This is a genomic window from Xanthobacter sp. (assembly GCF_041911315.1).
Taxonomy (GTDB): Bacteria; Pseudomonadota; Alphaproteobacteria; order Rhizobiales; family Xanthobacteraceae; genus Xanthobacter; species Xanthobacter aminoxidans.
In genome coordinates, this window is the sequence record NZ_JAYRPE010000041.1 from 80,131 (window position 1) to 101,572 (window position 21,442).

General features: G+C 70.1%; 22 protein-coding genes and 1 tRNA gene. 17 read left to right on the forward strand and 6 right to left on the reverse strand.

Going from position 1 to position 21,442, the window contains the following annotated elements; translation table 11 throughout:
* The first annotated feature begins 24 nt into the window (after positions 1-24).
* The 3 genes from moaC to lexA all read left to right on the forward strand — a co-directional run bounded on the left by moaC (position 25) and on the right by lexA (position 2,649).
* The gene (gene moaC / locus ACE3QW_RS13080) at positions 25-510 is read left to right on the forward strand and encodes a cyclic pyranopterin monophosphate synthase MoaC (RefSeq protein WP_374251795.1); all 486 of its coding nucleotides are present in this window, start codon (positions 25-27) and stop codon (positions 508-510) included.
* Between the two features lie 55 nt (positions 511-565).
* Positions 566-1,780: a gephyrin-like molybdotransferase Glp gene (glp, locus tag ACE3QW_RS13085; RefSeq protein WP_374251796.1), complete on the forward strand. Its 1,215-nt coding sequence runs from the start codon at positions 566-568 to the stop codon at positions 1,778-1,780.
* 158 nt (positions 1,781-1,938) lie between these two features.
* Positions 1,939-2,649 carry a transcriptional repressor LexA gene (lexA, locus tag ACE3QW_RS13090; protein WP_024278908.1) on the forward strand — a complete coding sequence of 237 codons (711 nt, stop codon included), beginning with the start codon at positions 1,939-1,941 and terminating at the stop codon, positions 2,647-2,649.
* Positions 2,650-2,769: 120 nt separating this feature from the next.
* On the opposite strand, the gene ACE3QW_RS13095 is transcribed toward lexA, so the two are convergent.
* Positions 2,770-4,944, reverse strand: coding sequence for a ComEC/Rec2 family competence protein (locus tag ACE3QW_RS13095; RefSeq protein ID WP_374251797.1), 2,175 nt, complete (start codon positions 4,942-4,944; stop codon positions 2,770-2,772).
* A gap of 236 nt (positions 4,945-5,180) precedes the next feature.
* Between ACE3QW_RS13095 and gltX the strand changes: the two genes are divergently transcribed.
* A complete protein-coding gene (gltX, locus tag ACE3QW_RS13100) occupies positions 5,181-6,596 on the forward strand; it encodes a glutamate--tRNA ligase (RefSeq protein WP_024278906.1) in 1,416 nt (471 codons plus the stop codon).
* Complete coding sequence (locus ACE3QW_RS13105) at positions 6,593-6,832, forward strand: sulfurtransferase TusA family protein (RefSeq protein ID WP_250165789.1); 240 nt, start codon at positions 6,593-6,595, stop codon at positions 6,830-6,832. The genes gltX and ACE3QW_RS13105 overlap by 4 nt, the downstream gene beginning before the upstream one ends.
* A gap of 94 nt (positions 6,833-6,926) precedes the next feature.
* Here the strand turns inward: ACE3QW_RS13105 and ACE3QW_RS13110 are convergent, their stop codons facing one another.
* On the reverse strand, positions 6,927-8,093 hold the full coding sequence (locus tag ACE3QW_RS13110; protein WP_374251798.1) for a M20 aminoacylase family protein: 1,167 nt from the start codon (positions 8,091-8,093) through the stop codon (positions 6,927-6,929).
* Positions 8,094-8,245: 152 nt separating this feature from the next.
* On the opposite strand from ACE3QW_RS13110, the gene ACE3QW_RS13115 reads away from it, so the two are divergent.
* Positions 8,246-8,321 (forward strand) — tRNA-Lys (locus ACE3QW_RS13115).
* A 30-nt stretch (positions 8,322-8,351) separates the two neighbouring features.
* Here the strand turns inward: ACE3QW_RS13115 and ACE3QW_RS13120 are convergent.
* Positions 8,352-8,915: an HXXEE domain-containing protein gene (locus tag ACE3QW_RS13120; protein ID WP_374251799.1), complete on the reverse strand. Its 564-nt coding sequence runs from the start codon at positions 8,913-8,915 to the stop codon at positions 8,352-8,354.
* 164 nt (positions 8,916-9,079) lie between these two features.
* Here ACE3QW_RS13120 and ribB point away from each other — a divergent pair, with 164 nt between their 5' ends.
* Both ribB and ACE3QW_RS13130 read left to right on the forward strand, forming a co-directional pair.
* On the forward strand, positions 9,080-10,387 hold the full coding sequence (ribB, locus tag ACE3QW_RS13125; protein WP_374251800.1) for a 3,4-dihydroxy-2-butanone-4-phosphate synthase: 1,308 nt from the start codon (positions 9,080-9,082) through the stop codon (positions 10,385-10,387).
* A 213-nt stretch (positions 10,388-10,600) separates the two neighbouring features.
* Complete coding sequence (locus ACE3QW_RS13130; protein ID WP_374251801.1) at positions 10,601-11,443, forward strand: DUF1194 domain-containing protein; 843 nt, start codon at positions 10,601-10,603, stop codon at positions 11,441-11,443.
* A 31-nt stretch (positions 11,444-11,474) separates the two neighbouring features.
* Here the strand turns inward: ACE3QW_RS13130 and fni are convergent, their stop codons facing one another.
* Positions 11,475-12,506, reverse strand: a complete 1,032-nt coding sequence (gene fni / locus ACE3QW_RS13135; RefSeq protein ID WP_374251802.1) for a type 2 isopentenyl-diphosphate Delta-isomerase — start codon at positions 12,504-12,506, stop codon at positions 11,475-11,477.
* Between the two features lie 225 nt (positions 12,507-12,731).
* Between fni and ACE3QW_RS13140 the strand changes: the two genes are divergently transcribed.
* The 8 genes from ACE3QW_RS13140 to ACE3QW_RS13175 all read left to right on the forward strand — a co-directional run bounded on the left by ACE3QW_RS13140 (position 12,732) and on the right by ACE3QW_RS13175 (position 19,328).
* Positions 12,732-13,781 (forward strand): polyprenyl synthetase family protein, encoded by a 1,050-nt coding sequence (locus ACE3QW_RS13140; protein ID WP_051679261.1) that lies wholly within the window; start codon positions 12,732-12,734, stop codon positions 13,779-13,781.
* Positions 13,778-14,752: an ABC transporter ATP-binding protein gene (locus ACE3QW_RS13145; protein ID WP_374251803.1), complete on the forward strand. Its 975-nt coding sequence runs from the start codon at positions 13,778-13,780 to the stop codon at positions 14,750-14,752. The genes ACE3QW_RS13140 and ACE3QW_RS13145 overlap by 4 nt, the downstream gene beginning before the upstream one ends.
* Positions 14,749-15,939 (forward strand): ABC transporter permease, encoded by a 1,191-nt coding sequence (locus ACE3QW_RS13150; RefSeq protein ID WP_374251804.1) that lies wholly within the window; start codon positions 14,749-14,751, stop codon positions 15,937-15,939. The genes ACE3QW_RS13145 and ACE3QW_RS13150 overlap by 4 nt, the downstream gene beginning before the upstream one ends.
* 77 nt (positions 15,940-16,016) lie before the next feature.
* Positions 16,017-16,748 carry a heme ABC transporter permease gene (locus ACE3QW_RS13155; RefSeq protein ID WP_250165780.1) on the forward strand — a complete coding sequence of 244 codons (732 nt, stop codon included), beginning with the start codon at positions 16,017-16,019 and terminating at the stop codon, positions 16,746-16,748.
* A gap of 10 nt (positions 16,749-16,758) precedes the next feature.
* Entirely contained in the window at positions 16,759-16,929 is a 171-nt protein-coding gene (gene ccmD / locus ACE3QW_RS13160; protein WP_029558646.1) for a heme exporter protein CcmD, read from the forward strand.
* Positions 16,926-17,522 carry a DsbE family thiol:disulfide interchange protein gene (locus tag ACE3QW_RS13165; RefSeq protein WP_029558647.1) on the forward strand — a complete coding sequence of 199 codons (597 nt, stop codon included), beginning with the start codon at positions 16,926-16,928 and terminating at the stop codon, positions 17,520-17,522. The genes ccmD and ACE3QW_RS13165 overlap by 4 nt, the downstream gene beginning before the upstream one ends.
* Before the next feature lie 36 nt (positions 17,523-17,558).
* Positions 17,559-18,377 (forward strand): ThiF family adenylyltransferase, encoded by an 819-nt coding sequence (locus ACE3QW_RS13170; protein ID WP_374251805.1) that lies wholly within the window; start codon positions 17,559-17,561, stop codon positions 18,375-18,377.
* A gap of 3 nt (positions 18,378-18,380) precedes the next feature.
* Positions 18,381-19,328, forward strand: a complete 948-nt coding sequence (locus tag ACE3QW_RS13175; protein ID WP_374251806.1) for a glycosyltransferase domain-containing protein — start codon at positions 18,381-18,383, stop codon at positions 19,326-19,328.
* A 12-nt stretch (positions 19,329-19,340) separates the two neighbouring features.
* Here the strand turns inward: ACE3QW_RS13175 and ACE3QW_RS13180 are convergent, their stop codons facing one another.
* On the reverse strand, positions 19,341-20,342 hold the full coding sequence (locus ACE3QW_RS13180; protein WP_024278891.1) for a D-glycerate dehydrogenase: 1,002 nt from the start codon (positions 20,340-20,342) through the stop codon (positions 19,341-19,343).
* Positions 20,343-20,498: 156 nt separating this feature from the next.
* On the opposite strand from ACE3QW_RS13180, the gene ACE3QW_RS13185 reads away from it, so the two are divergent.
* Positions 20,499-21,047 carry an SH3 domain-containing protein gene (locus ACE3QW_RS13185; protein ID WP_024278890.1) on the forward strand — a complete coding sequence of 183 codons (549 nt, stop codon included), beginning with the start codon at positions 20,499-20,501 and terminating at the stop codon, positions 21,045-21,047.
* A 32-nt stretch (positions 21,048-21,079) separates the two neighbouring features.
* Here the strand turns inward: ACE3QW_RS13185 and ACE3QW_RS13190 are convergent, their stop codons facing one another.
* Complete coding sequence (locus tag ACE3QW_RS13190) at positions 21,080-21,400, reverse strand: 2Fe-2S iron-sulfur cluster-binding protein (protein WP_024278889.1); 321 nt, start codon at positions 21,398-21,400, stop codon at positions 21,080-21,082.
* Positions 21,401-21,442: the final 42 nt, after the last annotated feature.

Sequence of the window (21,442 nt, forward strand, 5' to 3'; positions counted from 1 at the left end):
GAATCCGGGAAGACCGCGACGGCCATGGCCAGCCTCACCCATCTCGACGAACAGGGCGCCGCCCGCATGGTGGACGTGTCCGACAAGGACGCGACCACCCGCGAGGCGCTGGCCGAGGGGCAGGTGGTGATGGCGCGCGAGACGCTGGACCTCATCCTCTCCGGCAACGCCAAGAAGGGCGACGTGCTGGGCGTGGCGCGCATCGCCGGCATCATGGCCGCCAAGCGCACCCATGAGCTGATTCCCCTCTGCCATCCGCTGATGCTGACCAAGGTGGAGGTGGAGGTTTCCCCCGCCCCCGCATTGCCCGGCCTCCACGTCACGGCCCGCGCCAAGGTGACGGGCCAGACCGGCGTGGAGATGGAGGCGCTCACCGCCGTCTCCGTGGCCTGCCTCACCATCTACGACATGGCCAAGGCCGCCGACCGTGGCATGCGGATTGAAGGCATTCGCCTGCTGGAGAAATCCGGCGGCCGCAGCGGCCACTTCCGCGCCACCGACGCGGCCTGAGCCGGCCCGCCACCATGACAAGACCTGCGTTCAGGCAGAGTGAGGGAGCCGCGCCATGGCGCTCATGACCGTCGAGGAGGCCACCGCGCTCATCACGTCCGGCGTGTCTGCGCTCGGTGTGGAGGATGTGCCGGTGCAGGCCGCGGCCGGCCGTGTGCTGGCGCGCGATCTGGCGGCCCGCCGCACCCAGCCGCCGGCGGACATGTCGGCCATGGATGGCTATGCCGTGCGCGGCGCCGATATCGCGCAGACGCCCGCTCGCCTCGCCGTCATCGGCGAATCCGCCGCCGGCCGGCCCTTCGCTGGCACGGTGGGCGCCGGGCAGGCCGTGCGCATCTTCACCGGCGCCGTGGTGCCGGAAGGTACCGACACGGTGGTGATTCAGGAGAACGTCTCCCGCGAGGGCGACACCATCACCACCACGGCCCCGACCGCCGCGCTCCGCAACGTGCGCAAGCGCGGCTGCGATTTTTCCGCCGACGCGCCCGGCCTCTTCGCCGGCCGGCGGCTGACCGGCCGCGACATCATGCTGGCCGCCGCCATGGACCATGCGACCGTGCCGGTCGCCCGCCGCCCGCGCGTCGCGCTGCTCCAGACCGGGGACGAACTGGTGCTGCCGGGCCAGGGCACCGGCAACGACAGCGAAATCGTCGTCTCCAACGCCTTCGGCCTCGCGGAACTCGCCCGCCGCGCCGGCGCCGATGTGACCGACCTCGGCCTCATCAAGGACGACCTCGCCGCGATCCGCGCCGTGGTGGCGCGGGCACTCTCCGGCGAGTTCGATCTCGTCGTCTCCTCCGGCGGCGCCTCGGTGGGCGATCATGACCTGATGGCCCCGGCGCTGAAGGCGGAAGGGGTCGATCTCTCGGTCCACAAGATCGCGCTCAGGCCCGGCAAGCCGCTCATGTTCGGCCATCGCGGCACCGTGCGGGTGCTGGGGCTGCCGGGCAACCCGGTGTCGTCCCACGTCTGCGGGATGGTCTACCTGGTCCCCCTCATCCGCGCCCTGCAGGGCGATTCCCGCCCCGGCCCCGAGACCGTGCCGGCGCGCCTCGCGGCCGACCTGCCGCCCAATGACGTGCGGCGCGATTTCATGCGCGCCACCCTCGAGCGCCGGGCGGATGGCTCGATCCACGCCATCCCCTGCGCCTCGCAGGACAGCGCCATGCTGAGCATTCTTTCCGCCGCCGACTGCCTTCTGGTGCGCCCGCCTTTCGCCCCGGCGGGCCGCGTCGGAGACCCCTGCGAGATTATTCCCTTCGCGGATTGAGCCCTTAACGGAGCCTTCACCACTTGCGGAACACAAAAGGAACAGATAAAGACTGTTCATGATTTGTTTCGCGGCGCACCGGGCTGGATGCGCCTTGAATCGGGACCGGCCGAGAGCGCCTGTTCCGCGGCGGTGCGTGCAAGGAACGGGGCCAGGGAATGCTCACTCGGAAGCAATATGACCTTCTGCGCTTCATCCATGAGCGGCTGAAGGAGACCGGTGTTCCCCCCTCCTTCGACGAGATGAAGGAAGCGCTGGACCTGCGCTCCAAGTCCGGCATCCATCGCCTCATCACTGCTCTGGAAGAGCGTGGCTTCATCCGCCGCCTGCCCAATCGCGCCCGCGCGCTGGAGGTGGTCCGCCTGCCCGACAGCGTGGCGCCGGGTCTCGCCTCCGCCCGCTCCGCAGGCCGGGGCTTCTCGCCCTCGGTCATCGAGGGCAGCCTCGGCAAGGTCCGCCCCGTGGCGGAGGATGACGAGGCGGGACAGGTGGTCTCGGTGCCGGTCATGGGTCGCATCGCCGCCGGCTCGCCCATCTCCGCCATCCAGAGCCGCAGCCATACGCTGAACATCCCGCCCGAAATGCTGGGCTCCGGCGAGCATTTCGCCCTTGAGGTGCGCGGCGACAGCATGATCGAGGCCGGCATCCTCGACGGCGACACGGTGCTGATCCGCAAGTGCGATTCCGCCGACACCGGCGACATTATCGTCGCGCTGGTGGACGACGAGGAAGCCACCCTCAAGCGCCTGCGCAAGAAGGGGGCCTCCATCGCGCTGGAGGCCGCCAATCCGGCCTACGAGACCCGCATCTTCGGTCCCGACCGCGTGCGCATCCAGGGCCGCCTGATCGGCCTCATGCGCCGCTACTGATCCTTATTTCTCCCGCGGGAGATCCGGAACGGGGTGAGGGGCGCGGTGGTCCACGCTCAACGGGCGCCTGCGCTTTTTTGAAGGCGTTGCCCCTCACCCCGACGCCTGGCAATTGTCGTGTCAGGGAGCGGTGGCGTCGGTCTGCGGATCGCCCGCATCGACCGCCCCCCGCTCCGGTGCGAGGTCCGGCGGCAGCGGTGCCATCCAAGGCCGGGACACCGAGGGGCTGCGGCTCCGCTCGGCCACGAGGGCACCATCGCGCAGGGTGAAGGCGAGCGTTCCGGTCCGCGCGAGTTTTTCCGGCGTCAGCACCTCGGCCGGGCAGGCCCGGGGCGGGGCATCGCGGGTCACGACCATGCGGGCATTCAGGCAGTCCGCCTCCAGGCTCTCGGCGCGCCGGGAGACGGCGATGGTTCCGCCGCCGGGCAGCGGCGCGGTGCAGCCGAGCGGGTCGCACATGAAGGCGGAGGCGAGGTCCTTGGTGCCGGCCGTCCGGCGGTCGCCCTCCCGCGTCAGCCATTGCTCCACCACCAGCTTCTGGCCCGAGGCGCCGAGCACGGAGAGCCGTCCATCCGGCATCCGCACCGCCACCGTCTGCGCATCGGGCGCGATGAGGAGGTCCGGTTTCAGCGGCGTTCCCGCCACCAGCGCGGCGAGGCCGAGGGGCACCAGCGCCGCGAAGGTGAGCACGCCGCGCAGCAGGCAGAGGGCCAGCAGCGCGAGGGAGAGCCAGAGCAGCGTTCCGGCACCGACGAAGGCGGCGCGGATATCGGCCCCCGGCAGGGTCCCCACCCAGTCGGACACCGCCGTCATGATCTCGATGCCCCGCCCCATCACCGGCCAGGCGAGGTGGTCCCAGCCGAACGGCATCAGCAGCACGCCCGCAAGGCCCGCCGGCATGACAAGGAAGGAGACGGCCGGCATCGCCGCGAGATTGGCGAGAAGCCCATAGGGCGCCACCCGCTGGAAGTGGAAGATGCCGTAAGGCGCCGTCGCCAGCCCCGCCACCAGCGAGGTGAGCGCCGTGCCGGCCACCAGCACGGCCACCCAGGACAGCACGGCTCCGGCAACGCCATCCGGCCGGGGTATCGCCCGCAAAGGCTGGAGCCGTTCATAGGCGGCGACGAGAGCGAGGGTGGCGGCGAACGACATCTGCGTTCCCGGGTCCAGCGCCGCCTCCGGCGTCAGCGCCAGCACCACCACCGCCGCGACACCCACCGAGCGCAGCGACAGGGACGGCCGCCCCACCAGCACGCCGGCCAGCACCAGCCCCGTCATCACGAAGGAGCGCTGCGCCGGCACGTCGTTGCCCGACAGCACGAGATAGAAGGCGCTGCCCGACAGCGCGATCAGCGCCGCGAATGACTTGATGGGCCACGACAAAGCCAGCCCCGGCACCAGCGCCAGCAGGCCCCGCGCCAGCGCGAACAGGGTGCCGGCCACCAGCGCCATATGCAGGCCGGAGATGGAGAGGATGTGCGAGAGGCCGGACACCCGCATGCTCTCCTCCACCGCGCGCGGAATGCCGGAGCGGTCTCCGGCCACCAGCGCCACCGCCACCTCCGCCGGCACGCCGGAAAGCGAGGCGCGGATGCGGTCCGACAGGCTCTGGCGCACCCCGTCCAGCGCCATGGCGAGCCGCACGGACAAAGGCGGATCGCGCGGCGCCGCCGCCTTGGGCCGGCCGAGCCCGTATCCGATGGCGCCGATGCCCTGGAACCACGGCGTGCGGCCGAAATCATGGGCGCCCGGCATGGCCGGGCCGGAGGGCGGCAGCAATTGCGCCAGCTGGGTCACATGGCTGCCCACCGGCGGCGCCCACCCCTTGCGGAGCGAGAGGCGCACCAGCGCCGGCGCGTTTTTGAGCCCGCGCACGGCGTCGCCATCGAGCCGCAGCAGGATGCGGTCGCCCGTGGTCCGCCGCTCCACCCGCTCGATGAAGCCGGAGAGGCGCACCGGGGTCTTGGGCGGCACCACCATCTCATGGGCGATGAAAGCGGTGCGCACCCCGCCGGCCGCGAAGCCGGCCATGGTAGCGAGGAGCACCGCGGCGGCCCCGAACATCATCGGCCGCGCCCGCGCGCCCCAGGCCGCCGCCGCGAACAGGGCCACGAGGACGAGGCTCGCGGTGAGCGAAGGTTCGGTGGAGGCGCCGAAATAGAGCAGGATTCCGGCGGTGAAGGCGGCCGGCAGCCACAGGATCAGCCGGCCGGACGCCGCCTCGGCCACCACGTCATGGGCGATGCGGGCCTTCAGCGCGTCGGCGAGGCGTGAAAGCCCACGCGTGGAAAGCACCGGGAGCGCGCCCGCAGCTCCCCGTCCCCCTGCCCGCGCGCCGCCTGAAGCCCGCTCGTCCATCCCCGCCCGCCGGGGGCCGGGCTGGGTCGCGCCCGTCCCCACCCCATGTTCCTTGTGCCCCGCCTCTATGCTACACGGGCGCCTCCCGCGCGCCATGTGGTTCGGTTTGCGTTCCGCAGGGCCGCCCGCGCGTCTTCCGTCCAAGCGGACCCAATCCCGCCGAGCCCCGCCCGATGTCGCAGATCGTCACCCGCTTCGCCCCCTCGCCCACCGGCTTCCTGCATATCGGCGGGGCGCGCACGGCGCTGTTCAACTGGCTCTACGCCCGCCACACCGGCGGCAAGATGCTGCTGCGCATCGAGGACACGGACCGCCAGCGCTCCACCAAAGAGGCCATCGACGCCATCATCGAGGGGCTCTCCTGGCTCGGCATCGATTGGGAGGGCGAGCCCATCTACCAGTTTGCCCGCGCCGAGCGGCATCAGGCCGCGGTGGCGGAGATGCTGGCGAAGGGCAACGCCTATCGCTGCTACGCCACGCCCCAGGAGTTGGACGAGATGCGCGAGCTGGCCCGCAAGGAGGGCCGCCCGCCGCGCTATGACGGCCGCTGGCGCGACCGCGATCCCTCCGAGGCGCCGGCCGATCGCGCGCCCGTCATCCGCCTGCGCGCCCCGCAGGAGGGCGAAACGGTGATCGACGACATGGTGCAGGGCACCGTGACCTTCCCCAACAAGGACCTCGACGACCTCGTGCTGCTGCGGTCCGACGGCACGCCCACCTACATGCTGGCGGTGGTGGTGGACGACCACGACATGGGCGTCACCCACATCATCCGCGGCGACGACCACCTCACCAACGCCGCCCGCCAGACGCAGATCTATCGCGCGCTCGGCTGGGACGTGCCGCGCATGGCGCACATCCCGCTCATCCACGGGCCGGATGGCGCCAAGCTCTCCAAGCGCCACGGAGCGCTGGGCGTCGATGCCTATCGCGACATGGGCTATCTGCCGGCGGCACTGCGCAACTATCTCGTGCGCCTCGGCTGGAGCCACGGCGACCAGGAAGTGTTCTCCACCGACGAGATGGTCGAATTCTTCGACCTCGACAAGGTGGGCCGCTCGGCCGCGCGCTTCGACTTTGCCAAGCTGGAAAGCCTCAACGGCCACTACATGCGCGCCTCTAGCGATGCCGAGCTTTTGGCTGCCATCGACGCGCTCGTGCCCTACCTGCCGGATGCCGCGCACCGCCTGCCGCGCATGACGGACACCCGCCGCGCCCAGCTCGCTGCCGCCATGCCGGGGCTGAAGGAGCGGGCGAAGACGCTGGTCGAGCTGCTCGACAATGCCGAGTTCATCTTTGTCGAGCGGCCCATCCCGCTGGACGAGAAGGCGACCACGCTGCTCTCGCCCGAGGCCCGCGCCCATCTCGGCCGCCTCGTGCCGCTGCTGGAAGCCGTGGACTGGAGCGCCGCCGCCACCGAGGAGGTGGTGCGCCGCTATGCCGAGGCGCAAGGCGTGAAGCTCGGCGCCGTGGCCCAGCCGCTGCGCGCCGCGCTCACCGGCAAGTCCACCTCCCCGCCGGTGTTCGACGTGCTCGCCGTGCTCGGCCGCGAGGAGAGCCTCGGCCGGCTCCGGGATCAGGCGATTTGAAGCCGGCCGCCGTCACCGTCGCACTGGATCTGAAGGGGCTGAAATGCCCCCTGCCCGCCCTGCGCACCCGCAAGGCGCTGGCGCAGGCGGCGGCGGGCACCCGGCTCGTCGTCACCTGCACGGACCCCATGGCGGTGATCGACATTCCCCACCTCGCGCACGAGACGGGCGCGGTGCTGGAAAAGCAGGAGGTCGAGACCGGCCTCCTGACCTTCGTGCTGGTGAAGCCGGCCTGAGAGAGCTTTGCGCCGCACGGGCTTTTCGTGCGTCACGCTCAAGCGCCGCGCGGGCTTTTAGCGCGTCTCGCTCAGGCGCCGCGCGGGCTTGAACTCACGCCGTCAGCGGCAGCGCCCGCTCCACCAGCCGCACCCAATAGGACGCGCCGTAGGGAATGGCGGCGTCGGCAAAGTCGTACTGCGGATGATGCAGTCCGGCGGATGGGCCATTGCCGATGAAGATGTAGGCGCCGGGCTTCTCTTCCAGCATGTAGGCGAAGTCCTCGGCCGCCATCAGCGGCGGCGCGGCGGCGTCCACCTCCGAGGCGCCGGCCACCTCGCTCGCCACCTCGGCGGCGAAGGCCACCTGATCGGCATGGTTGCTGGTGACGGGATAGCCTTCCTTGAAGCTCACCGTGGCGGTGGCGCCATAGGCCGCGGCGACGCCTTCCGCCACCTGCCGGATGCGCTCGCGCAATTGGGCGCGCACCCCCTGGTCCAGCGTGCGGGCGGTGCCGACGAGGGTGGCCGAGGGCGGCAGCACATTGTCCGCCTCGCCCGCATGGAACATGGCGATGGAGACCACCGCCGCCTCCAGCGGGTCCACATTGCGCGAGACGATCTGCTGCAGGGCCATGACGATGGCGGCGCCGGTAAGCACCACGTCCACGCCCTGGTTGGGCCGCGCCGCATGGGCGCCGCGCCCGTCCACCACGATCTCGATATGGTCGGCCGAGGCCATGATGCCGCCCGGCCGCATGGCGAAGCGGCCCACCTCCAGCCCCGGCAGATTGTGCATGCCGTAGACCTCGCGGACGGGGAAGCGGGCGAACAGCCCGTCGTCGATCATCGCCTTGGCGCCGGCCCCGCCCTCCTCCGCCGGCTGGAAGATGAGCACCGCCGTGCCGGAGAAGGCGCGGGTCTCGGCGAGGTGGCGCGCGGCGCCGAGCAGCATGGCGGTGTGGCCGTCGTGGCCGCAGGCGTGCATCTTGCCGGGCGTCTGCGAGGCATAGGCCGCGCCGGTCTTTTCCAGAATGGGCAGCGCGTCCATGTCGGCGCGCAGGCCGATCAGCGGGCCATCGCCCTTGCCGCGCACTAAACCCACCACGCCGGTGCGGCCAATGCCGGTGATGACCTCGTCGCAGCCGAAGGCGCGCAGCTTCTCCGCCACCGCGGCGCTGGTGCGGTCGAGGTCGTACATGAGCTCGGGGTTACGGTGGAAATCCTGCCGCCAGGCCGCGATCTCGTCGGCGCGGGCAGCGATGTGGTTGTTGACCGGCATGGCAATTCCAGAAGCAATTGAGCGACCATGGTGCGGAACCCATCCTGCCCGGTCAATGCCCGCGCCCGCGCTGCCCCCTGCCGAAATGCCGGGACATCCCGCCCGCCCGGCCTTGACCCCGCCGCCTTCGCACCCTAACCAACGCGTCAAGTGAGCCCGTAGCTCAGCCGGTAGAGCACGTGACTTTTAATCATGGGGTCTCGGGTTCGAATCCCGACGGGCTCACCACCTCACCTCTTCAAGCCCGACAACCGCCGCTCAACGGCCGTGCGCCCGTGCCTGTGCGAGGTTGAGCCTCACCCGCACGATGATGGCGGCGTGGACCGCCACGGCGATGGCGAAAGCCAGCGCGTGCTGGGCGGCGGTGGCGGGCACCAGCGCGGCGGCGATGGCGCCGAAGGGGATGAACAGCAGCGCGCCCGTGCCGAGGCCCGGATTGTAGCTGCGGAAGCGCGCGGCCATGCCGAGATGGGCGATGCCGTTGACCAGGATCAGATAGGCCGCGGCCAGCCCCCATCCCGCGCCGGCGAGCCAGGCCACATAGACGGCGACGAGATTGATCCCCCACACGCCGGGGAGATTGATCAACAGCACGTCCGAGACGGTCAGCGCCTCCACCCCGCCGAAGACCACGCGGTTCACGTAGGTGCGGAACCGGTCGCCCGTGTGCTCCTCGATCTGGTGCAGCATGTAGATCGGCGAGGCGAGGAAGATCAGGAGCACGCTCCGCCCGGCCCCGGACACCAACGGCGCGGCCAGCAGCAGCGCGACGGCCATGAAGCCCGCTCCGGCCACCCAATTGCGCGAGAGCCAAGCCTTCATCGAATGATTCCCGCAGTCCGCCGCCGCGATCATCCTGCACCGCGCGTCTTGCGCCAAGCCTCCGGGCGGCAGATCCAGTCAATTCAGCAGGAGCGAACACAGCCGGCGAAGACGCCTCCGCACTTTTTCATTGTCACTGAAATTGGCTTTGCTATGCTCGCCCCATGAAGCTCGCGGAATGGCTCTCGGCAACCGGTACGAAGCGCAGCGCGTTCGCGCGGCAGGTGGGCATGTCCCCGGCCAGCGTGACGGCCCTGTGCAATGACGAGCGCGCCTGGATCTCCCGCGAGACGGCCGAAAAGATCGCCGAGGCGACCGGGCAGCAGGTGACGCCCAACGATTTCCTCGGCCTCGTCCCGCACATCCGAGGTTTGCCCGTGACCGATACCACCCAGGCCCGCGTCCAGTCCGCCATCGAAGCCATCGCACGGGGAGAGATCATCGTCGTCACCGACGACGACGACCGCGAGAACGAAGGCGACCTCATCCTCGCCGCCTCGCTGGCGACGCCGGAGAAGATGGCCTTCGTCATCCGCAACACCTCCGGCATCGTCTGCACGCCTTTGCCCCCGTCCGAGGCGAAGCGGCTGCGGCTCGATCCCATGGTGTCGAACAACGATGCGCCCATGGGCACGGCCTTCACCGTCTCCATCGACGTGCGCCACGGCACCACCACCGGCATCTCGGCCGAGGAGCGCACCAACACCGTGCGCGCCCTCGCCAATCCCAACATGGGCGCCGGTGATTTCGTGCGGCCGGGCCACGTCTTCCCGCTGATCGCCCGCGAGGGCGGCGTGCTCATCCGCTCCGGCCATACCGAAGCGGCGGTGGATCTCTGCCGCCTCGCCGGCCTGCCCCCCATCGGCGTCATCGCCGAGCTGGTGAACGACGACGGCACGGTGCAGCGCGGGCCGCAGGTGACGGCCTTCTCCGAGAAGCACAACCTCACCCGCATCTCGGTGGCGGAGCTCATCGCCTATCGCCAGGCGCGGGAGAAGCTGGTGACGCGGGCGGCGGAATTCCCGGTGCCCACCATCGTCGGCGAGTTGCAGGGCTATTCCTACGTGACGCCCTTCGATCCGGTGAACCACCTCGCCCTCGTGAAGGGCCGCATCGGCGACGGCGAGAAGGTGCTGGTGCGCCTGCACCGGGCGGATGCCATCGCCGACGCCTTCAGCGGCGGCAAGGTGCTGCAGAAGAGCCTGGAACGCATCGAGGCCGAGGGCCGCGGCGTGCTCGTCTATCTGCGCGACGGCACCAGCGGCGTGCCGGCCGTGGCCATGGGCCAGAATTCCGAGAAGAGCACCAGCGAGCTGGAGCGCGATCGGCACTGGCGCGAGGTGGGGCTGGGCGCGCAGATCCTGCGCGATCTCGGCATCCAGTCGATCCGCCTTCTGTCCTCCAAGACCCGAACCTATGTGGGCCTCGCGGGCTTCGGCATCGAGATCCTCGGTACCGAAACGCTCGATTGAGTTCGGCACGGCGGCGGCATTGCCGCCGCCTCTAACCCGTTGCGAGGGTTAAAAAGACAATGGCGTGACGCCCGCAGCGCACGCCATTGCAACGGTTCCGCCGCAAAACGTGACAGGCCCTGAGGCGGCAAATCTCTTCTCCCCGCCGGGGAACGGTGTCAGCATTTCACGGACGTGATGCCGCACCGTTCCTTCCCCGGGAGGAAGCCGTCCATGTCCTCGCGCCGCCGCCTCTGGTCTCATGCTTCCGGCCTGCTGGCCGCGTCTCTCCTCGCCCTCGGCCTTTTCCACACCGCGCCGGCTGAAGCCGGCGGCTCCGGCAAGCTCGCCGTGGATGTGGAACTGGTGCTTGCGGTCGATGTCTCCTACTCCATGGATGCCGACGAGCTGGCCCTGCAACGCGAGGGCTATGCCTCCGCCATCACCTCCCCCGAATTCCTCGATGCGCTCAGACTCGGCCCCAATGGCCGGATCGCGGTGGAATATGTGGAGTGGGCCGGCGAGAACGAGCAGAAGATCGTGGTGGAGTGGCGCATCATCGACGGACCGGACAGCGCGAAGGCGTTTTCCGATGCGGTGCGGTCCGCGCCCATCCGGCGCATCTACCGCACCTCCATCTCCGGCGCCCTGCTGTTCGCAGCCGACCAGTTCGACCTCAACGGCTTCCGGGGCCTGCGCAAGGTCATCGACGTGTCGGGCGACGGCGTGAACAATCAGGGGCCGCCCGTGGCGCTGGCGCGGGATTCGGTGGTCCGCCGGGGCATCACGGTGAACGGCCTGCCGCTGCTGATGAAGCGCTCCGCCTCGTCCGCGCTCGATATCCCCGAGCTCGATGTCTATTACGAGGATTGCGTCATCGGCGGCCCCGGCGCCTTCGTCATCCCGGTCGAGACGATGGCCGAGTTCTCCCGCGCCATCCGCACCAAATTGGTGCTGGAGGTGGCCGGCGTGGTGCAAAAGCCCGGACCGGGCCTGATCCAGCACGCCTCAGCCCAACAGCCCCGCATCTCCTGCACCATCGGCGAGAAGATCTGGATGGATCACTGGGCGAACTGATCCGGCCGCGAGACCGCCGGTGGGCCGTCTCTCAGCGCGCCTCGACCAGCGGCACCGCGCGCAGGTCCGCGAGGCTGCCGGCCCCCGTCGCGAAGGCGGCGATGCGTAGCTGCTCCGCGAGCAGCTCGAAATGCGCAATGACCGCCTCGGTGGAGGTGACGGCCGCCTTCAGCGTCGCCGCCGCCTGCCCCACGAGATCGGCGCCGAGGCGGATGGCCTTGGCGGCGTCCACGCCGTCGCGGATGCCGCCGGACGCGATGATCGGCACATCCGACAGCGCCGCGCGCACCTCGACCACCGCATCGGCGGTGGGAATGCCCCAGCCGGCGAAGGCGGACGCCAGAGCCTGCGTGCGGCCCGTGCCACGGGCGCCTTCCACCAGCGCCCAATTGGTGCCGCCGGCTCCCGCGACATCCAGCGCGGCCACCCCGCACTTCACCAGCCGGCGCGCGACTGGGGCGGACAGGCCGAAGCCCACTTCCTTCACCACGACCGGCACATGGAGATAGGTGCAGAGGCCGGCGATGGCGTGGAGCACGCCGCGCCAGTCGCGGTCGCCGCCTTCCTGAATGGCTTCCTGCAAGGGATTGAGATGGATGACGAGCGCATCCGCGCCGATCATGTCCACCGCGCGGCGGGCATGGTCGCGGCCATCGGCGGCGAGGAGCTGCGCGGCGCCGAGATTGGCAAGAAGCAGAACATCCGGCGCCCGCTTGCGCAGTTCGCCGCCGAGTCCTGCGGCCGCGCCGGTCTCCACCGCGATGCGCTGCGAGCCGACGCCGAGGGCGATGCCCAGCGCCTGCGCCGCCTCGGCCAGATGCGCGTTGATGGCCTCGGAGCGCGCCGGCCCGCCGGTCATGGCGGAGATGAGGAGCGGCGCTTTCAGCCGGCGGCCGAGCAGGCTGGTGGAGAGGTCCACCGCATCGAGGCTCAGCTCCGGCAGCGCGCAGTGGACGAAGCGCCAGCGGTCGAATCCCGCATCCACGCGGGACGCCACGCGATCGCCGGAGAGAACGATGTCGATATGGTCTTCCTTGCGGCGACCGGCTGCGTTCTCGTCCATGCCTCTCCCGGCGTTCCCTGGGCCCATGCCTTCTGGCGTCGCGCATTCCGCGCCGCGGCGCTGGCGCCACACGCCGGCAAAATGTGCGACGCGGCGGAACGCACGCACTGGCATCATTGTGTAAGCGGTGATCTAAAGTCATTCAAGGCAACGTATGTGCCTGTTGCAGGGGGATGGTCGCCCAAGGTGGCCAAGAGCGCGGCCAAGAACAGAGTGAGGGGGCGTATGGGGCAGAAGGGCGGACGAGACCGGCGGACCGATGCTTCGGCGACGGCCTCGCGGGAAGCGCTGTCGGCGGCTGCCGGCAGTGTCGTGCTCGCCGCGGCGGCGCCGGACATGGAGGCCGCGCACGCCCTCGATACCGCCCTGCCGGACTTCCCGCCCCGCTCCCGCGACCTCTCCTATCTACGCGCCGTGGTGGACCGCCGGCTCGGGCTTCTGGTGCCGCCGGCCGCGTCCCATCCGGCCGTGCTGCACGCCGCCATGCGGCACATCCTGCTGGCGCCGGGCAAGCGGCTGCGTCCGCTGCTCACCATGGCGGCGGCCATGCAGCTCGACGCCTCCGAGCATGCGGTGCTGGATTTCGGCTGCGCGCTGGAGATGATCCACGCGTCGTCCCTCATCATCGACGACCTGCCGTGCATGGACGACGCCATGGTGCGCCGGGCCCAGCCGACCACCCATGTCCAGTATGGCGAGGATGTCGCCGTGCTGGCGGCGGTGGCGCTCCTGTCCCGCGCCCTCGGCGTCGCCGGCGCGGCGGCGGGGACGAGCGATCACGTGCGGCTCGACGCGGTGTGCATCCTCTCCAAGGCGGTGGGCTCCCTTGGCCTGTGCGGCGGCCAGTATGACGATTTGCGCCCCAGCCCCGGCCGCTCCCTCGCCGCCACCGAGGACGTGAACCGCCGCAAGACCGGCGTCCTGTTCTCCGCCGCGGTGGAAATCGCCGGCCGCGCCGCTGCCGCCGACGAGGCGCAGGCCGGCCACCTCCGGGCGCTCGCCGGCCATGTGGGCAGCGCCTACCAGATCCTCGACGACATCCTCGACAATGCGGGCTCGGCCGCGGCGCTGGGCAAGGATGTGGGCAAGGACGCCAACAAGGCGACGGTCATCGCCTCCCTCGGCGCGCCACGCGCGCGCAAGCTGTTGTCGGAGCACTTGGCGGGGGCGCTCGCAGCCTCTAAAGAACTGGGGCCCAACAAGGAGGGCCAGCAGCCCCTGCGAGACTTCATGACCGCTGCCTTCGGTGAACTGATGGGGCCGCTGGCGCCGTGAGCGCCGCCGCCCACCATTACGACGACCCGAAAGACGAAAGCCCGGCACCTCCCCTCGCCATTCTCGGCCTCACCGCAGGCTATGGCGCGCGCACTGTGCTGGCTGGCGTGGACCTCGTGCTGCGCGCAGGAACGGTCACGGCCCTCGTCGGCCCCAACGGCGCCGGCAAGAGTACGCTGGTGCGGGCCATCTGCGGACGTATCCCGCCGCGCACGGGCGTGATCCGCATCTGCGGCATCCCCGCCGCCGAGGGTGAGGCCCGCGCCCGCATCGGCCTCGCCCCGCAGGACATCGCCCTCTACCGCGCGCTGACCATCGCCGAAAATCTCGCCGTCTTCGCCCGTCTCGCCGGCGTCCGCCGCACGGACGTTGCCGCCTGTGTCGCTGGCGTAATGGCCCGCACCGGCATCGAGGAACGCGCCAACGAGCGTATCGACCGGCTCTCCGGCGGCTGGCAGCGCCGCGCCAACGTGGCGGCCGCCCTCGTCGGCAATCCGCGCCTGCTGGTGCTGGACGAGCCCACCGTGGGCGTCGACGCCCCCGCCCGCGCCGACCTCGCCGCGCTGGTGCAGCGGCTGGCGGCGGACGGGCTCGGCGTTCTCGTCATCACTCACGATTTCGCCTTCGCTGAAGAGGTGGCCGAGCGCGTCGCCATCCTCTCCGAGGGGCGGATCGCGCTGGAGGGGCGGCTCGCCGCCCTCATCGCAGCCCGCTTTCCCAACCAGCGCCGCGCCGCCGTGACCTTCGCCACGCCCCCCTCGCCGAACGGGCGGCAGGTGCTCGCCCTGCGCGGGCTCATCGGCGATGAAGGCGGCACCTCCTTCAGCGGCGTCGTCTCCGATACGCCGGAGGGTGCGGGCGGGCTCATCGCCGCGCTCAAGGTGGCCGGCCTCGTGCCGCGCACCATCGCTTTCGAGGCAGCAGGGCTCGATGCCCTCTATGCCGACGTGACCGGGAGCGGCCATTCATGATCGGCGCCATCGTCCGCGCCATGGCGCTGACCCTGATGCGCGACCGCGGTGCGCTGATGATGACGTTCGTGCTGCCGCCGGTGCTGTTCATCCTGTTCGCGGCGGTGTTCGCCGGCACGGGAGGCGAAACCTCGGTCATCAAGATCGCGGCGGCGCGCGCCACCGACGCGCCATCGGCCACGGCCTTTCTCACCGCGCTCGGCCACGCCGGCGACAACGATCTCGTGCTCGTGACTCCCGAGGAGGTCCGCGCCCGGGTGGCCGACGGGCGCGCCGACGTGGGGCTGGTGGTGCGGGGCGACGTGGCCGCCGCCACCGACAAGCCGCCGCTGCTCGTCATCACCGATCCCGCCCGCAACGTGGCCGCCGCCCTGCTCTCGGCGCGCATCCAGCGGGTGTTCACGGACGATCTCCCCGGCCTCGCCATCCGCCGCGTGGCGGCGCAGATCCAGGTGCTGGTGGGTGCCTTCTCCGAGGACCAGACATCGCGGCTGGAGCAATCCATCGCCCGCGCTCCGGAACTGGTGGCAGGCGGCGGCGCCGAGCTGATGGAGCGCCAGCCGCTCACCCGCCGCCGCTCCGAGCCGGGCGTGAGCTATTATGCCGGAGCCATCGCCATGCTGTTCCTGCTGTTCTCGGCGGTGCAGGGAGCCGGCAGCCTGGTGGATGAACGCCGCTCCGGCGTGTTCGACCGCATCGTCATGAGCCGCGGCGGCGTGCTGGCGCTGGTGGGGGGCAAGCTCGCCTTCCTGATTCTCCAGGGGCTTGCGCTTTCGGCGGTGCTCTTCACGGTGGCGCAGATCGTCTATGGCGTGAACGTGTTCGTGAATTTCTGGACCTTCGCGGCCGTGGCCGTCGCCGCCTCGGCCGCTGCCGCCGGCGTCGCCTTGCCGCTCGCGGCGGTCTCCCGCACCCGCCAGCAGGCGCAGACGCTCTCCACCTTCGCGGTCCTGCTGCTCTCGGCCGTGGGCGGCAGCATGGTGCCGCGCTTTCTCATGCCCGAATGGCTTAAGCACGCGGGGATTCTCACCCCCACGGCCTGGGGCATCGAGGCGTTTCAGGGGGCGCTCTGGCGCGGCGAGGGCATGGCGACGCTGGCGCCCTCCCTCCTGATCCTCCTCGGCTGGGCCGCTGCCGGCGCCGCCGTCACCCTCTGGTTCATCCGCCGTCAGGTCCGGCTGGCCTGAAGTCTCGCCCCTGCGACACGAAATCCTGAACACCGTCTGCGCTTCCATCCGGCGCCCGCGCACACTAGAACGCCTTCATGGCGATCCTCGACCTTGCCAATCCGGTCCGCTTCCTCAGCCTGTCCGCGCGCATCCTGCCCTGGATCGCCGCCGCGGCGGTGGTGACGCTTGCAATCGGCTTCTATCTCGCCTTCCAGGCGCCGCCCGACTACCAGCAGGGCGAGACGGTGCGGATCATGTACATCCACGTGCCGTTCGCGTGGCTGGGCCTGTTCGGCTATTCCATGATGGCCGCCTCCTCCATCGGCATCCTCGTCTGGCGGCATCCTTTGGCCGATGTGGCGCACAAGGCCGCCGGGCCCGTGGGGGCCACCTTCACCGCTCTGTGCCTCATCACCGGCGCGCTCTGGGGCCGGCCCATGTGGGGCACCTATTGGGTGTGGGATGCGCGCCTCACCTCCATGCTGGTGCTGCTGCTGCTCTATCTCGGCCTGATGGCACTGCGCGCGGCCATCGACGACCCCAACCGCGCCGGCCGCGCCGCCGCCGTGCTCACGCTGGTGGGCTTCATCAACGTGCCCATCGTGAAGTTCTCCGTGGACTGGTGGAACACCCTGCACCAGCCGGCCTCGGTGTTCCGCATGGGCGGCTCGACCATCGATTCCAGCCTGCTGTGGCCGCTGCTCATCTGCGCCATCGGCTTCACCCTGGTGTTCATCGCTTTGCACATGCTCGGCATGCGCACGGAGATCCTCCGCCGCCGCGTGCAGGCGCTGGAAGCCCGCGCGGCCGCGGAAGCCATGGCCTGAGCCCCCGCGCATGACACATACCGTCTTCATCGCCGCATCCTACGGCGTCTCCCTCCTCGGCCTCGGGCTGCTCGCCCTCTGGCTGGTACTGGACTATCGCAGCCAGCGGCGCACCCTGTCGGAACTGGAAGCGCGCGGCGTCGGCCGCCGCAGGGCCAATCGCACGGGAGAGGCGGAATGAGCGATCCCGTCATCACCCCCGCCCGCCCGCGCCGCCGCCTGTGGCTGGTGGCGCTGCCGCTGGTGGTGTTCCTGGCGCTGGCCGGCCTGTTCTTCTCGCGGTTGGAGACCGGCGGCGATCCCTCGCGCATTCCCTCCGCGCTGGTGGGCAAGAAGGCGCCCGTCGTCTCCCTGCCGCCGCTGGAAGGCCTGAAGGGGCCGGACGGCGCGCCGCTGCCCGGCATCGACCTTGCCGCGCTGGGCGGCAAGCCGGCGCTGGTGAACGTGTGGGCCTCCTGGTGCGGCCCCTGCCGCGAGGAGCATCCCATCCTGATGCAGCTCGGCAAGGACCCGCGCTTCAGCCTCGTGGGCATCAACTACAAGGACGCGCCGGACAATGCCCGCCGCTTCCTCGGCCAGTTCGGCCTGCCCTACAAGGCGGTGGGGGTCGACCCCAAGGGGCGCGCGGCCATAGAATGGGGCGTCTACGGCGTGCCGGAGACCTTCGTGGTGTCGAAGGACGGCACCATCGTCCACAAGTTCGTGGGGCCGCTGACCCCCGAGGCGGTGAGCAACACGCTCCTGCCGATGATGGCACGCCTCTCCGGCGGCTGAAGCCCAGCCCCCCGAGGCGTCGCCCGAGGATTAGAGATGGCCTTCTCCCCCGAAGAGATCGAGCGCTACGCCCGTCACATCGTGCTGCACGACGTTGGCGGACCGGGCCAGCAGAAGCTGAAGGCCGCGACCGTGCTGGTGATCGGCGCGGGCGGGCTCGGCGCGCCCGTGCTGCTCTATCTGGCGGCGGCCGGGGTCGGTCGGCTGATCCTGGTGGAGGACGATGTCGTCTCCCTGTCCAACCTCCAGCGGCAGGTGATTCACCGCACGCAGGACATCGATCGGCTGAAGACCGACAGCGCCCGTGACGCGGTGGCCGCCCTCAACCCCCATGTGGAGCTGGTGACGCATCCGGTGCGGATCGATGCCGGCAACGCGCTGGACTTCATCGCCCAGGCCGATCTGGTGGTGGACGGCTCGGACAATTTCTCCACCCGCTATCTGGTCTCGGATGCCTGCGTGCTGGCGAGGAAGCCGCTCGTCACCGCGGCGCTGGGCGCCTTCGATGCCACCATCACCACCATCCGCGCCCATGAGACGGGGCCGGATGGCACCCCGAACCCCACCTATCGCTGCCTCTTCCCCGAGCCGCCGCCGGCCGGCACCGTGCCCGCCTGCGCCGAGGCCGGGGTGCTGGGCGCGCTGGCCGGCGTCGCCGGATCACTCGCGGCGCTGGAGGCGCTCCGGGCCATCGTCGGGTTCGGTGATCCGCTGGTGGGGCGCCTGCTGATGATCGACGCGCGCTCCATGCGCTTCGAGACGCTGAGCTATGGCTGGGACCCGGAAAATCCGCTGACCGGCGAAGGCGCGCGCATCACCGACCTCTCCGCGCACAAGCGCAGCGCGGCGGCCTGAGGCATGGTGGAGGGCTCCGGTCGCGCGTGCGTCTATACCTGCCTGATCGGCGGCTACGAAGCGCTGAACGAGCAGCCCATGGCGGCCGCCTCCGGCCTCGACTTCCTCTGCTTCACCGATGATCCGACGCTCACCAGCGCCTCGTGGAAGCTGGTGCCCTATACCCCGGCCTTCCCGCTCGACCCGGTGCGCAGCCAGCGCATCGTCAAGCTTTCCCCGCACGATCTGCTGCCCGGCTACGACGTCTCCCTCTACATCGACAACAGCGTCATCCTGACGGCACCGCCGGAAGAGGTGATCGCGCGCTACCTGAGCGACGGGGTGGCTGCGGCCATGCCGGGGCACAGCTTCCGCGCCAGCGTCCGCGACGAATTCATGGAGGTCCTGCGCATGGGCCTCGACGATGGCGGGCGGGTGCTGGAGCAGCTCAACCATTACGTGATGACAGACCCGGCAGGGCTGGAAGCCGTGCCCTTCTGGTCCGCCATCCTCCTGCGGCGCCACCACGACCCCGAAGTCATCGCCGCCATGCGCCTGTGGCTCGCGCAGGTATTGCGCTACTCCCGCAGGGATCAGCTCTCCGGCACTTATGCGCTGGGGCGGTCGGAATTGGAGGTGGTGCGATTCGAGGTGGACAACCTGGGGTCATGGTTCCACCGCTGGCCGGTGACGGAGGCGCGCGACCGCGGCGCCTTCCCCTTCTCGCCAACCTATAGTCAGATACCAGCCGCTCTGCTGGCCGACGACTGGCGGCGCGACCGTGCGGCGCTGGAGGCGCGGATCGCGGCTCTGGAGCAGGCGCAGTCCGAGGCGTCGGCCATGGTCGGGACTGAATGTGCCCCGAACCCGCCGATACCCGTACCGAATGGCCCCCGAACATCACCGACATCGGGGCCTGTCAGCCGGCTCGCGCGTCTCGTGAGCCGTCTTTCCGGCCGCAGCCGAAACTGAGGCGTTTCCGCCTCAGAGCATCGCCGGCAGCACGCGATCCGGCGGACGGTGGCCGTCCATGAAGGTCTTGATGTTGACGATGACCTTCTCGCCCATGTCCACGCGGCCTTCCAGCGTGGCGGAGCCAAGGTGCGGAAGAAGCACGACTTTTCCCTGCCGGGCGAGGCGCACCAGCTTGGGGTTCACCGCCGGCTCGTGCTCGAACACGTCGAGGCCGGCACCGGCGATCTCGCCGGCTTCCAGCAGGCGGGTCAAGGCGTTCTCGTCGATCACCTCGCCGCGCGCCGTGTTCACCACATAAGCGTCTGGCTTCAAGAGCTTAAGACGACGGGCGGAGAGCAGGTGGTAGGTCGCGGGGGTGTGCGGGCAGTTCACGGACACGATGTCCATGCGCGCCAGCATCTGGTCGAGGCTGTCCCAATAGGTGGCGTCGAGCATTTCCTCGATGCCGGAATTGAGGCGGCGGCGGTTATGGTAATGAATCTGCAGGCCAAATGCCTTGGCGCGCCGCGCCACCGCCTGGCCGATGCGGCCCATGCCGATGATGCCGAGGCGCTTGCCCCAGATCCGCCGGCCGAGCATCCAGGTGGGCGACCAGCCGGTCCACTCTTCCTTGTCCGCGATCATCGCCTGAGCGCCTTCGGCGAGGCGCCGCGGCACGGAGAGGATCAGCGCCATGGTCATGTCCGCGGTGTCCTCGGTGAGGACGCCGGGCGTGTTGGTGACGGTGATGCCCCGGTTCAGCGCACTGGCGACGTCGATGTGGTCGACGCCGTTGGAGAAGGAGGCGATCAGCCGCAGGTTTTCCCCAGCCTGCGAGAGCACCGACGTATCGATGCGGTCGGTCAGAGTCGGCACGAGCACGTCCGCGGTCTTGACCGCCTCCACCAGCGCGGCCTGATCCATGGGCACGTCGTCGATGTTCAGTCTGGCATCGAAAAGCTCGCGCATCCGCGTCTCGACCGAGTCGGGCAGCTTGCGCGTGACAACGACGAGGGGCTTGCGACGCACCATCGTTACTCCCCATTCCCCATTTCTTAACGGTTCTGGTCCCGTCTATCAGACAGCCGGGGAAACACAAGGCGCGCCGGGACGCAGGGCCTTGACGTGCCCGCCACGTCGGCGCACCCCTCCGGTCGGTTAGGTGCGATGCGAAAGGACGATCCCATCATGCCCGCAAAGCGAACTCATCTGAAGCGAAGCCTCGACAGCCGGTCGGTGAAAGCCCTGGCCCTTGCGGCGGCGATGATGGTGGGAACGGCTGCGGGCGCAGTCGCCGCCGAGCCCGGCACCTCCGGCCTGCCGGTTCCCCGCTTCGTCTCGCTCAAAGCCGACAAGGTGAACGTCCGCAACGGACCGAACCGGGATCAGGATGTGGCCTGGGTGTTCAACCGCGCCGGCCTGCCGGTGGAGGTGACCGCCGAATATGAGACGTGGCGCCGCATCCGCGATGCCGACGGCGCGGAGGGATGGGTGTACCACTCCATGCTGTCGCTGCGTCGGACCGCCCTCGTCGCCCCCTGGCTGAAGGGCGAGACCGTGCCCCTGCGCGGCTCGGCCGATGCCGATGCCAAGGTCGTGGCCAAGCTCGAGCCGAGCGTGCTCGGCGTGGTGAAGACCTGCGACGGCAAGTTCTGCCGCATCACCGGCGACGGCTTCGACGGCTATGTGCAGCAGAACCAGCTGTTCGGCGTCTATCCCGGCGAGAAGGTGGACTAAAGGGGAGCGCCGCTCCCCTCGCCTCCCCGATTTCAGCCCTGCGTCTCGGGCGTGTGCAGCACCAGCCCGTCCAGCGCCGCCGTCAGCTTGATCTGGCAGGAGAGGCGGGAGGTGGGGCGAAGGTCGGTTGCAAAATCGAGCATCCCCTCCTCCATCTCGGAGGGCTGGCCGACCTTGTCCATCCAGGCTTCATCCACATAGACGTGGCAGGTGGCGCAGGCACAGGCGCCGCCGCATTCCGCGACGATGCCGGGAACGCCATTGCGCACCGCCGTCTCCATGGCGGTAGCACCTTCCGGTCCATCCACCTTGTGGACCGCGCCCGTGTGTTCGATAAAGGTAATGGCAACCATAGATTGTCGCTTCCCGGCTTCCGCCGCGCAGGCGGCGGTGGC

Coding starts and splice junctions, on each gene's coding strand:
- glp (WP_374251796.1), top strand. CDS start 566: ATGGCGCTCATGACCGTCGAGGAGGCCACCGCGCTCATCACGTCCGGC.
- ACE3QW_RS13140 (WP_051679261.1), top strand. CDS start 12,732: ATGGGGCAGAAGGGCGGACGAGACCGGCGGACCGATGCTTCGGCGACG.
- ACE3QW_RS13185 (WP_024278890.1), top strand. CDS start 20,499: ATGCCCGCAAAGCGAACTCATCTGAAGCGAAGCCTCGACAGCCGGTCG.
- ACE3QW_RS13150 (WP_374251804.1), top strand. CDS start 14,749: ATGATCGGCGCCATCGTCCGCGCCATGGCGCTGACCCTGATGCGCGAC.
- ACE3QW_RS13155 (WP_250165780.1), top strand. CDS start 16,017: ATGGCGATCCTCGACCTTGCCAATCCGGTCCGCTTCCTCAGCCTGTCC.
- ccmD (WP_029558646.1), top strand. CDS start 16,759: ATGACACATACCGTCTTCATCGCCGCATCCTACGGCGTCTCCCTCCTC.
- ACE3QW_RS13130 (WP_374251801.1), top strand. CDS start 10,601: ATGTCCTCGCGCCGCCGCCTCTGGTCTCATGCTTCCGGCCTGCTGGCC.
- ribB (WP_374251800.1), top strand. CDS start 9,080: ATGAAGCTCGCGGAATGGCTCTCGGCAACCGGTACGAAGCGCAGCGCG.
- lexA (WP_024278908.1), top strand. CDS start 1,939: ATGCTCACTCGGAAGCAATATGACCTTCTGCGCTTCATCCATGAGCGG.
- moaC (WP_374251795.1), top strand. CDS start 25: ATGGCCAGCCTCACCCATCTCGACGAACAGGGCGCCGCCCGCATGGTG.
- gltX (WP_024278906.1), top strand. CDS start 5,181: ATGTCGCAGATCGTCACCCGCTTCGCCCCCTCGCCCACCGGCTTCCTG.
- ACE3QW_RS13175 (WP_374251806.1), top strand. CDS start 18,381: ATGGTGGAGGGCTCCGGTCGCGCGTGCGTCTATACCTGCCTGATCGGC.
- ACE3QW_RS13110 (WP_374251798.1), bottom strand. CDS start 8,093: ATGCCGGTCAACAACCACATCGCTGCCCGCGCCGACGAGATCGCGGCC.
- ACE3QW_RS13170 (WP_374251805.1), top strand. CDS start 17,559: ATGGCCTTCTCCCCCGAAGAGATCGAGCGCTACGCCCGTCACATCGTG.
- ACE3QW_RS13180 (WP_024278891.1), bottom strand. CDS start 20,342: ATGGTGCGTCGCAAGCCCCTCGTCGTTGTCACGCGCAAGCTGCCCGAC.
- fni (WP_374251802.1), bottom strand. CDS start 12,506: ATGGACGAGAACGCAGCCGGTCGCCGCAAGGAAGACCATATCGACATC.
- ACE3QW_RS13120 (WP_374251799.1), bottom strand. CDS start 8,915: ATGAAGGCTTGGCTCTCGCGCAATTGGGTGGCCGGAGCGGGCTTCATG.
- ACE3QW_RS13165 (WP_029558647.1), top strand. CDS start 16,926: ATGAGCGATCCCGTCATCACCCCCGCCCGCCCGCGCCGCCGCCTGTGG.
- ACE3QW_RS13190 (WP_024278889.1), bottom strand. CDS start 21,400: ATGGTTGCCATTACCTTTATCGAACACACGGGCGCGGTCCACAAGGTG.